Annotated in this window: 11 protein-coding genes; 3 read left to right on the top strand and 8 right to left on the bottom strand. The window is 63.7% G+C overall.

Annotated features, from left to right (window positions below; all coding sequences use genetic code 11):
• Positions 1-16: 16 nt before the first annotated feature.
• The 5 genes from IPK59_01315 to IPK59_01295 form a co-directional block, all read right to left on the bottom strand.
• Positions 17-985, bottom strand: a complete 969-nt coding sequence (locus IPK59_01315) for a hypothetical protein (protein MBK8157492.1) — start codon at positions 983-985, stop codon at positions 17-19.
• Entirely contained in the window at positions 982-1,566 is a 585-nt protein-coding gene (locus IPK59_01310) for a DUF1007 family protein (protein ID MBK8157491.1), read from the bottom strand. The genes IPK59_01315 and IPK59_01310 overlap by 4 nt, the downstream gene beginning before the upstream one ends.
• Positions 1,567-1,572: 6 nt before the next feature.
• On the bottom strand, positions 1,573-1,863 hold the full coding sequence (locus tag IPK59_01305) for a hypothetical protein (GenBank protein MBK8157490.1): 291 nt from the start codon (positions 1,861-1,863) through the stop codon (positions 1,573-1,575).
• A 38-nt stretch (positions 1,864-1,901) separates the two neighbouring features.
• Positions 1,902-2,831, bottom strand: coding sequence for a zinc ABC transporter substrate-binding protein (locus IPK59_01300; GenBank protein ID MBK8157489.1), 930 nt, complete (start codon positions 2,829-2,831; stop codon positions 1,902-1,904).
• Positions 2,832-2,928: 97 nt separating this feature from the next.
• Positions 2,929-3,678 carry an NRDE family protein gene (locus tag IPK59_01295; GenBank protein MBK8157488.1) on the bottom strand — a complete coding sequence of 250 codons (750 nt, stop codon included), beginning with the start codon at positions 3,676-3,678 and terminating at the stop codon, positions 2,929-2,931.
• Between the two features lie 144 nt (positions 3,679-3,822).
• Here IPK59_01295 and IPK59_01290 point away from each other — a divergent pair, with 144 nt between their 5' ends.
• A complete protein-coding gene (locus IPK59_01290) occupies positions 3,823-4,152 on the top strand; it encodes a DUF1476 domain-containing protein (protein ID MBK8157487.1) in 330 nt (109 codons plus the stop codon).
• A 6-nt stretch (positions 4,153-4,158) separates the two neighbouring features.
• On the opposite strand, the gene IPK59_01285 is transcribed toward IPK59_01290, so the two are convergent.
• Positions 4,159-5,013 carry a GNAT family N-acetyltransferase gene (locus IPK59_01285; protein ID MBK8157486.1) on the bottom strand — a complete coding sequence of 285 codons (855 nt, stop codon included), beginning with the start codon at positions 5,011-5,013 and terminating at the stop codon, positions 4,159-4,161.
• A complete protein-coding gene (locus tag IPK59_01280) occupies positions 4,979-6,277 on the bottom strand; it encodes an adenylosuccinate lyase (GenBank protein ID MBK8157485.1) in 1,299 nt (432 codons plus the stop codon). Before IPK59_01280 ends, IPK59_01285 begins: the two co-directional genes overlap by 35 nt.
• A gap of 170 nt (positions 6,278-6,447) precedes the next feature.
• Here IPK59_01280 and IPK59_01275 point away from each other — a divergent pair, with 170 nt between their 5' ends.
• The gene (locus tag IPK59_01275; GenBank protein ID MBK8157484.1) at positions 6,448-8,412 is read left to right on the top strand and encodes an FAD-dependent oxidoreductase; all 1,965 of its coding nucleotides are present in this window, start codon (positions 6,448-6,450) and stop codon (positions 8,410-8,412) included.
• Positions 8,413-8,419: 7 nt separating this feature from the next.
• A complete protein-coding gene (locus IPK59_01270; GenBank protein ID MBK8157483.1) occupies positions 8,420-9,469 on the top strand; it encodes an AbrB family transcriptional regulator in 1,050 nt (349 codons plus the stop codon).
• Here the strand turns inward: IPK59_01270 and IPK59_01265 are convergent.
• A complete protein-coding gene (locus tag IPK59_01265; protein MBK8157482.1) occupies positions 9,449-12,850 on the bottom strand; it encodes an MFS transporter in 3,402 nt (1,133 codons plus the stop codon). The two genes, IPK59_01270 and IPK59_01265, sit on opposite strands and share 21 nt — an antisense overlap.
• Positions 12,851-12,871 lie beyond the last annotated feature (21 nt).

Raw genomic sequence — 12,871 nt, 5'->3', positions numbered from 1 at the left:
TATTTATTACAGTATTTTAGAGGCTGCTATGCGTCATCAGGGTGGCTACCAACAGAATGCCGCCGATGCCGAGCACAAAAACCGGCCCGGTGAGGGCCAGCCAATGCCCGGCGCGCCCGCCATCGGGCAGCCGCAAAGCCACCTGCCGGCGCAGCAGGATGCTGGCGACACCCAGCCCGGCCAGGGTCAGCCCCATGCCAAAGGCGATCGCCCCCGCCATGGCGATCCCGGCCAGGATCAGGCCGTTGGCCATGGTAAAGAGCAGGATCAGGATCGCCCCGGAACAGGGCACGAAGCCCGCCGCCAGCGCCAGCACCCGCTGCTCCATCGGCGCCCGCCGGTCCAGCCAGCTGGTATCACCCGCATGGCAGGCGTGCCCTTCATGATCATGCGCGTGATGTTCATGCCCGGCATGATGGTGCTGATGCCCGCCGCGCAACCAGTCGCGCAGCATGACCAGGCCGACCAGGATGATGGCGCCGTAGCTCGCCAGGCGCAGCCACAGGAATTCGTTGGTCGGCGACACCAGGCTCCTCGAGAGAATGAGATGCGCCACGCCGACGATGACCACCGCCCCCACCACATGGCTGAGCGCGATCCAGCTCGCCATGGCGACACCGCGCCAGGGCCGCGCCGTCCGTCCCAGGAAATAGCCGATGACGACGGTCTTGCCATGCCCTGGCCCCAGGGCGTGGAACACGCCATAGAGAAACGCCACCAGCAGGCCGCTTAACAGCGCGCCCTTGTCCTCGCCGCGCTTGATCGCCATGAGGCGCGCATTGATGGCGCGGTTCACATCCCGCTGCGCGGTCACAAAGGCGCGACCGATCGTGGTGACGATGTCCTGGCTTGCGGCCTGCGATGGCGCATCACTGCTGGCAGCCGGCGCCCCGTTGCTGAAGGGCGACGCGTTCTCCTGGGCGGACGCGGTTGACCACATCAGGACTGCCAGGAACAGGCAGGCAAGCAGCGCGATGAGCCTCATGGGCAGCCGACCGCGACCATCTGCGGAATGACGAATCCTTCGTAATAAGCGTGCTCGGGATCGTCTGCGACGGTCGCCTGGCAGCCGCCGGCATCACCGTCGATCGCCAGCGGTTCGGTCGCCGCCATCAAGACCTCGACATAATATTCATGATCATAGATCGAGACCCCGAACTTGCTCTTGCGCGGATCGACCGGACTGGGCAGCGCGTAGGTGAACCGGAATCGCGCCACGCCATCGACGATATCGGCCTTGAACGCCGCTGGCTCAAGCTGCCCCAGATCCTCGCCACCCACATAGGCGTAAGTGAAATAGCGAAAGCCCTTCAGATTGGGCAATGTCCCGTCCCGCACCTGGTCGCTTTCGGCGGCGTTGAAAACGCCGTCACCATCAGCATCATATTGCGCCAAAAGATCCGCGCTGAATATCTCGTCAAAGCGCCATTCGGTGCGGAAGCCGGTCACCGCACCATCGGCGAACAGCAGGGTGACGCGGTTGTCGATAAAGACGTGGGGATGGGCCATCGCGGCCTGCGGGATTGCGGCCGACATCACCGCGACGAGCCAGGCGAGGACGCGCATCGCCCGCTAGAAGCTGATATCTGGGGTGACCTGGATTGAACATTGGCACAGCGGGCAGACCACGACTTCGCTGTCGGCCGTATTCTTGACGCCGCGCTTGATTTCTTCATCGAGCAGCCATTTGGCATCTGCGACCAGCTGCCGATGTGACGCCTCGCCACTGCAACCCAAGGCAAAGGCCTTGAGATCCGACGGCGCCATCGGCTCGCTCGACAGCGCCATCGCCCGCACCCCGCCGACGGCCAACAAGGACGTCCCGGCCGCGGCACCCAGCAGAATATTGCGTCTCGACAGCATGGCCAGCTCCCAGCTCGGAATGATGCCTGAAAGCTATGTTATTGCAGGGCTTTGATCAATTCCTTTTGGTTATGTCGAAAGAGTGACAAGAGGTCGCTGGCCGGGCCATCGGCGGCGGACAGGGCGTCTGAGTAAAGGTCCCCCCCGACCTTGATGCCGGTATCGGCGGCCAGGGTCTCGACAAAGCGCGGATCGTTCATGTTCTCGACGAAGAGCGCCGTGATCTTGCCGGCGCGGATCTGATCGACGATCTGTTTCAGATCCTGCGCCGACGGCTCCGCATCGGTGCTCACCCCCTGCACACCCACAAACGCGATGCCATAGGCATGGCCGAAATACTGGAAGGCGTCATGCGAGGTAAGGATGCGTTTCCGCTCCGCCGGCAGGGCGCCGATCGTCGCCATGAGGTCCGCATCGAGATCGCGGAACTGCTGCTTCAATGCCGCGGCATTGCGCTCAAACGCCGCCGCCTGCGAGGGCGCCGCCGCAGCCAATGCCGCCGCGATATTGTCGATATAGGTCAATACCAGCTTGGGATCCTGGAAGGCATGCGGATCGACTGCGCCATGGTCATGGTCATGCCCCGCCTCGGCCGCCTCGCCCTCATGTTCCTCATGTTCTTCACCCTCATGCGCCTCTTCGCCACTGGCCAGCGGCTCGATGCCCCGGGTCGCCTCGACCAGCACGCCCTTGAAGGCCGCGGCATCGACCAGGCGCCCGAGCCAGGGCTCGAATCCCAGGCCATTGGCGACCAGGACCTTGGCCCCGGCTACCGCCCGCTGCGCATCCGCGGTGGGATCGAAGGCATGGGCGTCCTCGTCCGGCCCGACCAGGGTGGTAAGGTCGATGGCATCACCCCCGATCTTCTCGGTGAGGTCGCCCAGAATGCTAAAGGTAGCCACCACCTTCAACTTGTCGTCGGCCAGTGCCGGCGCCGCCAGCGCCAGGCAGATAGCCAGCAAGGCCATAAATTTCGTCAGCAGGCGCGTCATCGATCGTCTCGCATGATATGTTATACTATAACATTCATAGCGCCGGCGGCGGCTACCCGCAAGGCCAAATGCCTCAGCCGAGGTCGATATCGGTCCAGGAAATGGATTCGGGCCGTCCGCCCAGGAATCGCCAGCGCGGCAGCAGTTCCGAATGATTGACCGACGGCAACGCCATCAGCGAGGACGACATGGTACCGAAACCCGTGTTGGATACGATGTACATCGCATCGAACACATCGCCCTCGGGCTCATATTCACGGGACTGCAACAATCCAGCCCAGGAATCCCATTCGCCCGCCCCTGGATCCGGCGCCTTGGCCTGCTGCCAACGTGGCAGGAAATGGCGCGTCCGCGGGCTTTGGAGATCGTTGAGATCCATCGCCGTGATCATGGAAATGCCCGGCTGGATCGGCATCGCCTCGATCTCCTGTCCCGCATTGCGCAGCCAGTAGGCATGGGTGTTGTCGGCCACCACCATGTTGAACGGCCGATAGGCGCCAGCATCCAGTTCCTGCAGCATGGCGACCGCCGCCTCGGCATCGGCAAAATCAAGCGCATCCAGCACCAATTCGCCCCGCGAGCGCTTGCCGTCCTGCGGCCCGAGCGTGTTGCGGCGATTGAGAATACCGGCCACCACGCCGAAATCATTGATTCCCAGCCAGGATCCACCTGCCAGATTGTCGCGCCCCGCCACCACTTCCGGCCGGTCCGGCCAGTGTCTTGCTGGCGGATCCCAGGGCCGCTCATGCATTTCGTCGCGATTGGCGGCCACCAGGATTGGCCAATCATGGTCCGGTCGGGAAAGAATGATTACGCTGCACATGGGCCTAACTGGCGAAAGACGGTGAAAATGGCGGATTTGCCAGCGCGCTGGCGCGGCCCTATTAGACTTGACTGTGAGGCGTCGGCCAACCATTTTTCAGGCGAGTTGCCACTGCCTAAGAACCAGTCGAGGGATTGCACGGTTATGACCACTTTCAACGAGCGCGAATCCGCTTTCGAGAACAAGTTCAAGCACGACAAGGAGTTGGAGTTCAAGGTTACCAACCGCCGCAACAAGCTGCTGGGCCTTTGGGCCGCACAATTGCTCGGCATCGACGGTGCGGAAGCGGAAGCCTATGCCAAGAGCGTGGTCTCGGCCGATTTCGAGAAGCCGGGCGACCACGACGTGCTGCTGAAGGTCCTCGCCGATTTCCAGGCGAAGAAGATCGACATGAGCGAACATCGCCTGCGCAAGCAGATGGACGAATTGCTGGGTACTGCCAAGCAGCAGATCATGACGGAAGTGAAGCTCTAGATCCGTTCAGAAGCGGCGGATCAGCACCGCCATCTGTTTGTCGATCTCGAAATTACAGCGGCGATAGAGCTCTATCGCCGCTGTATTCGTATCCACCACCGTCAAACTCATCGGCGCAGGGTTCTTGCCATAGGTGACGAGGCAGCGGCGCGCCTCGTCCATGATCAACCGCCCGATCCCCCGGCCGCGCTGCCCGCCCGCCCGCACCACCGCGTTGATGTAATTGTTGGGGTTGGTGTAGCGCAGCAGGCCGATGGCTTGTCTGCCTTCAATAAGGATGCGTGCGCGGATGTTCGACTGCGCCAGATAGCGCCGGATTTCCTCGGGTGGCGGCACGAAGGCGCCGGGCACATCGGCAAAGCCCGACCTCAGCACCTCGATATAAGGTTCGACCCAATCCGGCGCCGCATCGGTCCAAAAGGCGCCTTGCGGCAGGGGCAGATCCGGCCCCCACGCGGCATCGCGGCAGGTCATGTCGCAATCATGATACGAATGCTGATACCCGACCGCCAGAGCGAGCGCCTTGTGCGGCAGCCAGGCCTCGTTGAGCGCCAGTTCGTTGGCGCTGGCGCCCAGCGCCGGCGCGCGCAATGCCAGTTCGGAAAGGAGGTCGGCCGCCAAGGCCGGCGACATCGCTCCCTGGGCAACACCGACCAGTTCCACCGGCATCGTGCCGCTCTGCCCCATCACGGTATCGAGCAGCACCGCGACCACGCCCCGGTCACGCCAGTCGATGATGGCGCGGGGTCCCGAATTCAGGCGCGCAAGAATCCGCGGTGCATCGGCGTCCGGGACCGGATGCGCCGCGCAGAAACCGATGAGCGTCTCAAGAGCGGCCGAAGACCCGCTGGAAGATGTCATCGACATGCTTGTAATGATAATCGAGGTCGAAACAGACCTCGATCTCTGCCGGCGTCATCTTCTTGGCGACTTCCGCATCGGCCTTGAGTTCGGTGAGGAAATCCTTCCCCTCCAGCCACACCTTCATCGCATTGCGCTGCACCGCCTGGTAGGAATCCTCGCGGCTCATTCCGGCCTGTGTCAGCGCCAGCAGCACGCGCTGCGAATGGACAAGGCCGCTATAGCGGTCGAGATTGGCCTGCATCGCCTCCGGATAGATGATCCATTTCTCGACCAGGCCCACGAGGCGGTTGAGCGCAAAATCTAGGGTGATGGTCGCATCCGGCCCGAATACGCGCTCGACCGAGGAATGGCTGATATCCCGCTCATGCCACAGCGCAACGTTTTCCAACGCCGGATTGACCGCCGCGCGCACGACGCGGGCGAGGCCCGTGAGGTTCTCCGAAAGCACCGGGTTGCGCTTATGCGGCATGGCGCTGGAGCCCTTCTGCCCCGGCGAGAAGAACTCCTCCGCCTCGCGCACTTCCGAGCGCTGCAGGTGCCTGACCTCGATCGAGAGATTCTCGACCGAGCTTGCGACGACACCCAGCACGGCAAAGAACATGGCATGGCGGTCGCGCGGAATGACTTGGGTCGAAACCGGCTCGACCTTCAGCCCCATCTTGCGCGCGACATGCGCCTCGACCCGGGGGTCGATATTGGCAAAGGTGCCGACGGCACCCGAGATGGCGCAGGTCGAAATATCTTCGCGCGACGCGGAGAGCCGCTGCTTGGCGCGGGCAAAGGCCGCGTAATGCGACGCTAGCTTCAGGCCGAAGGTGGTGGGTTCGGCATGGATGCCGTGGCTGCGCCCGATGGTCGGCGTCATCTTGTGCTCAAAGGCGCGCTTCTCCAGCGCCTTCAGCAGCCGGTCGAGATCGTCGAGCAGCAGATCGGCCGCCTGGCGCAACTGCACGGCAAGGCAGGTGTCCAACACGTCCGACGATGTCATGCCCTGATGGACGAAGCGCGCCGACGGGCCTACATGCTCGGCCAAATTGGTGAGGAACGCGATCACGTCGTGCTTGGTCTCGCGCTCGATCTCGTCGATGCGGTCGATCTCCCATTTGCCCTTGGACCAGATCTCGGCGGCGGCTTCCTTGGGAATGACCCCCAGTTCCGCCAGCGCATCGCAGGCATGCGCCTCGATCTCGAACCAGATGCGGAATCGGTTCTCGGGATCCCAGATCTTGGTCATTTCGGGGCGGGAATAGCGCGGGATCATCGGAACCTCGTCAAATGGCGTGATTGGCGCCAAATCAACGGCAAAGGCGCCCAAAGTCAACCTCGTTTTGCCGGTCCGGGAGCAATTGCCGGCAAGATCGCCCTTCAAACCCTGCCTCAGGCGGGATAGGTTCGCCCCAGTTCCCGCCAGTTGACCAGAACGAGCCGAACATGACCGCCAGTACCGCCCGCCTGTTCCAGCCCCTCGACATCCGCGGCTGCCGCATCAAGAACCGGATATTCTCCACCGGCCACGACACCACGATGCCGACCCATGGGGTGCCGAATGCGCCGCTGGTCGCCTATCACAAGGCAAGGGCCGAGGGTGGGGCCGGCCTCATCATCATGCAGGTGGCGGGCGTCCATGAAACGGCACGCTACACCTCGCATCTCATCATGGCGACGACCGACGATTGCATCCCCGGCTACCAGGCCGTGGTCGATGCCTGCAAACCCTACGGCACCAAAATCTTCGGCCAACTCTTCCATCCCGGCCGCGAGATCATGGAGAGCCAGGACGGGACGGCACCCGTGGCCTATGCCCCCTCCGCCGTGCCCAACGAACGTTTCCACGTCATGCCGCGCCCGATGTCCAGGCGCATGATCAAGGAGATCGTCGCCGGTTACGCCGATGCCGCCTATCGCCTCCGCCGCGGTGGCCTCGACGGTGTCGAGATCGTGGCGAGCCACGGCTATCTCCCGGCCCAGTTCCTCAACGAACGCACCAACCGACGCACCGACGAATATGGCGGCAGCTTCGAGAACCGCCTGCGCTTCATCCGCGAGGTGGCCGAGGCGATCCGCGCCAAGGTCGGGTCGGAGATGATCGTCGGCCTGCGCATCAGCGGCGACGATCACGACCATGACGGGTTGCAGGAAAGCGAGAGCCTCGCTGCCATCATCGCCCTCGACGGTGTCATGGATTTCTTCAACGTCATCGCCGGCTCGTCGGCAAGCTTCGGCGGCGCTGTCCACATCGCCCCGCCGATGGCCATCGCCAACGGCTATGTGGCACCCTTCGCCGCCGCCGTGAAGGCCAAGGTGAAGGCTGCGGTCTTTGTGGCCGGCCGCATCAACCAGCCGCAGGATGCCGAGAAGATCCTGAGCTCCGGTGCCGCCGACATGATCGGCATGACCCGCGCCATGATCTGCGACCCCGACATGCCGCGGAAGGCCGAGGCCGGCAAGCTCGACGACATCCGCGCCTGCATCGGCTGCAACCAGGCCTGCATCGGCCATTTCCAGCTGGGCCTGCCGATCTCCTGCATCCAGCATCCCGAGACCGGCCGCGAACTCACCTACGGCACAAGGAAGCCGCTCCTCAAAAAGAAGAAAATCCTCATCGCCGGCGGCGGCCCCGGCGGCATGAAGGCCGCGGCTGTCGCTTCCGAGCGCGGGCACGAGGTCATCCTGTGCGAAGCCGGCGACCGTTTGGGCGGCCAGGCGTTGCTCGCACAGATGCTGCCTAGCCGCGCCGAATTCGGCGGCATCATCACCAATCTCACCCGCGAAGTGCAGCTGGGCGGCGCTGAAGTTCGGACCCGCGCGAAAGTCACCCGCGCGCTCATCGAGGCCGAGAAGCCGGATGCCGTCATCATCGCCACCGGCGCCAGGCCGCGCAGTGCAGTCACGGCGGGCATCGAAGGTGTCGAAGGTGACCATGTGGTCAGCGCCTGGGCCGCCTTGCGCGACGAGGTCAATATCGGCAGCTCCGTCATCATCGCCGATTGGCGCTGCGACTGGATCGGCATGGGCCTCGCCGAGAAGCTCGCCCGTGCTGGCTGCCGCGTGCGCCTCTGCGTCGACGGTTACATGGCCGGCCAGCGCATCCACCAATATGTCCGCGACCATTGGGTCGGCGAGTTGCACAAGCTTAATGTCGAGATCATTCCCTATGCGCGCCTATACGGCGTCGATGGTGACACGGCCTATTTCCAGCACGTCACCAGCAACGAGCCGATCATCTTCGAAGGCGTCGACACGGTGGTGGCCTCACTCGGCCACGAACGCCAGAGCGAGCTTGAGGATGAACTGGCCGACTGGACCGGCGAACTACATGTGATCGGCGACTGCCTGACCCCGCGCACGGCCGAGGAAGCCGTGCTTGAAGGGCTCAAGGCCACGGCGGAGATCTGACCCCAGGATGCAGCTGCCCTTCTCGCCCGAAATACGCGCCCGCATCCTCTGCCTGTTGCTCGGCACGATCGGCGGTTTCGTGTTCTACCTGCTGCATCTGCCGCTCCCCTGGATGATGGGGGCCATGACCTTCACCACCGTGGCGGCGGTGTCCGGCGTCCGCATCGCGTTGATGCCGCGCGTGCGCATGATCTTTGTCGCCGTCCTCGGCATCATGCTGGGCAGCGCCTTTACCCCGCTCATCATTAACCACCTGCAGTTCTGGGCCATCAGCTTTGCCTGGCTGGCGCTCTATGTGATCGTCACGACCTATATCGTGCGCATCTATTACGTCCGCGTCGCCGGCTACGATCCCGTCACCGCCTATTTCGCGGCGGCCCCCGGCGGCCTTTCCGAAATGATCATGGCGGGCAGTGCGTTTGGCGGTGACGAGGCGCGCATTTCGCTGGCCCACGGCTCCCGCATCCTCGTCTCCGTCTTTGTCCTCTCCTTCGCCTATCGCTGGTTCGGCGGCTATGCGCCACCCACCACAGGCATCACCACACATGCCGTGCCGATCGAATGGATTGATGTGCTGTGGCTGCTCGGTGCCGGATTTGTGGGCTATTTCGGCGCGCGGCTCCTGCGCATGCCGGCCCATGCCCTGGTCGGGCCGATGATCGCCAGCGCCGCCCTCCATGTGCTGGGCGTCACCGCCTCGACCCCGCCCGCCGAACTCATCGCCATCGCCCAGATCGTGGTCGGCTCGATGATCGGCGCGCGCTTCACCGGCCTGCCGCTGCGCCTGGTCGTGCGCGGCATCATCCTCGCCATCGGCGCCACTTCTGTGCTGCTGGCGGTGGCCGTTGGCTTCGGCTTCATCGTCGAGGCCACGGCCGATATGCCCTTCGGCTCGGCCCTCCTCGCCTTCGCCCCCGGCGGCCTTGCGGAAATGAGCCTCATCGCCTTGGCGCTGGGCGTCGATTCCGCCTATGTCTCCAGCCACCACGTCGTGCGCATCTTCATGATCGTCGTGGCGGCCCCGCTCGTGTTTCGCCTATGGGGCACCAAGCGTTAGCGCCATCGCCTTCAACCGCTTGAGGTCGGTTTTGCCGGTTCCCAGCACCGGCAGCTCCTCGATCCGGTGCATGTCGGCAGCCTTCGGCACCCAGATCTTCGGCAAGCCCGAACCGTTGAGCCCCTGCCAGACCAGTTCCGGCGCCATGCTCTCATCGGCCACATAGAAGCCGACCAGCCGCTCGCCCTTCGCCGCATCCGGCACCGCCGTCACATTGGCGCCGTTGATGCCGGGAATCTGCAGCATCGCCTCCTCGACCTTGAGATGCGGCACCATCTCGCCGCCGATCTTCGAAAAACGCGACAGCCGGTCGGTGATGCGGATGAAGCCGTCCTCGTCGAGGACCGCGATATCGCCGGTCACATACCAGCCATCCTTGATCACCTCGGCGGTCTTCTCCGGATTGTTGAGATAGCCGACCATGCGGCCGGGGCCCTTCAGCAGCAGCAATCCCTCCTCGCCTTCCTTGAGGTCGGCAAGTGTCTCTGGGTCGACGATGCGCGCGGCCACACCCGGCACCGGGTGGCCGACCGTGCCCGGCTTGTGGCCGGTCTGGCTCTCCCCCGCCTCGATCACATTGGGCACGTTGACCGACACGACCGGCCCCATCTCCGTAGCACCATACCCTTCCAGCATGTCGAGGCCGAACTTCTCCTTGAAGGCAGCGGCGAGATCCGGCCGCAGCCGTTCCGCCCCCACCACCACATGCTTGAGGCTCGCGAAATCCTCCGCCGGGCAGATGCGCAAGTAAGCCTGGCAGAAGGTCGGCGTCGAAATGAGGATCGTCGCCTTGTACTTGCGGATGAGGCCGCCGATCGTCTTCGCATCCAGCGGATTGGCGTGATAGACGGCACCGATGCCGATCACCAGCGGCAGGCACAGCGTCCCCGTGAAGCCGAAGGAATGGAAGAACGGCAGCACGCCGATCACCCGGTCCTCCTTCTGCACCCACAGGATCTGCGCGATGGCCTCGAGGTTCGAGACCACATTGTGCTGCGAGAGCATGACGCCCTTGGGCTCTCCCGTGGAACCCGAACTGAACATGATGGTGCAGAGATCATCGACCGATTGCCCCTTGGGTCCGGCAAAGCGCAGCAGCAGCGATGTGGGCGTCAGCAGCGTCGCCACATACATGACAAGCTGCGCGACCTTGCCTTGCTTGGCCAGCAGCTCCTCGACGAAGATCATCTCCGGCCGTTCCTCAAGCTTCGCCTTGGTGAGGAAGGCGCGCGCCGTCACGATCGACTTGATGCCGCATTGCCTGATGGCGGAATCCATCGCCTCGGCGCCGATGGTGAAGTTGAGGTTGACCGGTACCTTGCCGGCCAGCATCAAGCCCATATTGACCAGGGCACCCGCGACCGAGCTTGGCAGCAGCACACCCACCATCTTGTCGGCCGCCCGCTCGCGCGCGAACCAGCGCCCCAGCAGCCTTGATCCCGTCAGCGCCTGGCCGAAGGTCAGCTCCCGGCCCAGCGAATCCGCCAGCGCCATGCGGAACCAGCGCTTCTTCGCCGATTGCATGAAGCGGTTGACGACCAGGTCGTCCTTCTTGCGGCGCACGCGGAACGCATCGCCGCCCAGCTCCAACAGTTTCTGGCGCACCTGCCAGGCCTTCGTCGTCGAAGGCAGCGGCTTCCCGAAGGTGATCGTGACCGGATAGAACAGGCGGCTCGGCCATTTCCAGAAGAATTTGCCGTCCTTGAAGCTGAAGATCGACCCCCAGACCTGGTCGAGATGGACCGGGATCACGGGTGTCTCGATCCCGTCGATGATGCGTTCGAAACCGCGCTTGAAAGGCAGCATGTTGCCGGTGCGGCTGATGGCGCCCTCGGCGAAGATGCACACCACATGCCCGCCCTGGAGTTCGGCCCGCGCCCTCTTGATCGGCTCCAGCACCTTGCCGCCGCCGGTGGGGATGGCGCGCATCGTCTTGAGGAAGCGGCCAAGCCCCGGAATGCCGAAGAACGGCGCATAGACCATGAAGCGCACGAAGCGCTGCACGCAGGACCCGACCAGCAACCCATCGACGAAGGAGAGATGATTGCACACCAAGAGCGCCGGCCCGTTGAGCGGCACATTCTCGGCGCCCTCTATGCGGATGCGATAGATCGAATGGGTAAACAGCCACAGCACGAAGCGGATGAAGAAATCCGGCAGCAGGAAGAAAATATAGCCGGTCACCAGGAAACTGAGGATGCCGCCGGCGAAGATCACCTCATCCGGCCGGAAGGCAAGCAGGCTGCCGAACAGATAATTGGCGCCGGCCGCGAGCAGGATGGCGATGAAGTTGAGCACATTGTTGGCGGCGATGATGCGGCCGCGCGAATCCGCGGCCGATTTCTGCTGCAGCATCGCGTTGAGCGGCACCACGAAGAAGCCGCCGAAGAAACCCAGCAGGCCAAAGCAGAAGATGGCCCCGCCGGTGCTGTCGGCCGTCACCAGCAACATGGCGCAAAGCCCCATGCCGACCGAACCGATCGGCACCAGGCCGAGTTCCACCTTGTGGCCCGAGAGGCGCCCCGCCGCCATGCTGCCGATACCGATGCCGATGGCAACCGCCGCCCACAATGTCCCCGTCGCACCCTCGCCCAGACCCAGTACCTGCGTGCCATAGAGCGGGATGGAGATCTGCAGCAAGGCGCCCAGGAACCAGAACCAGGAAATGCCGAGCACTGTCAGCCACAACCGCCGATTGGCGAATAACTCCGCCATGCCGGTATCGATGCCGGCCAGGGGGTTGAGTTGGAACGGCGCCTGCACCACGGGATGGGGCGTGCGCCCGATGCCGAAGCTGGCCAGCGTCCCGATGATGGCGATGCCCAGCACGACCAGCCCCAGGGTCGCCGGTTGGTCGCCCACCGATTCAAATAACTGACCGCCCGCCCAGGTGCCGATAATGATGGCGAGGAACGTGCTCATCTCGATGAGCGCATTGCCGCGCGAGAGGTCCCTGTCCGGCAGCAGTTCGGGCAGGCAGGCATATTTCGCCGGACTGAAGAAAGTCGACTGCAGGGCCATGAGGAACATGACCACCATCATCAGGTTGAGATCGCCAAGGATGAAGGCGACGAAGCCCAACGACATCGACACGACTTCGAGGCTCTTGGTGGCGATCAACACCGATCGCTTGGGATACCGGTCGGCCAACTGGCCGGCATAGCCTGAAAAGAGCAGATAGGGCGCCACGAACAGGGCCGCGATGACCGAGAGATAGGTGGCGGCATCCAACCCATCCGCCTGCTTTGACGCCAGCGCGATCGCAAAGAAGCTCACCACGAAGCGATAGATATTGTCGTTGAGCGCCCCCAGGAACTGGGTCAGCAGCATCCAGGCAAAGCCGGGATCGCGCACCAGGCGCAGATAGGACCGATCGTTCATGTTTGAGCTACCCCTTCAATT

This window comes from Rhodospirillaceae bacterium, assembly GCA_016712715.1.
Taxonomy (GTDB): domain Bacteria; phylum Pseudomonadota; class Alphaproteobacteria; order Dongiales; family Dongiaceae; genus Dongia.
Note: the sequence above shows the minus strand (reverse complement) of the source record. Positions and strands in the feature narration are given on the sequence as shown.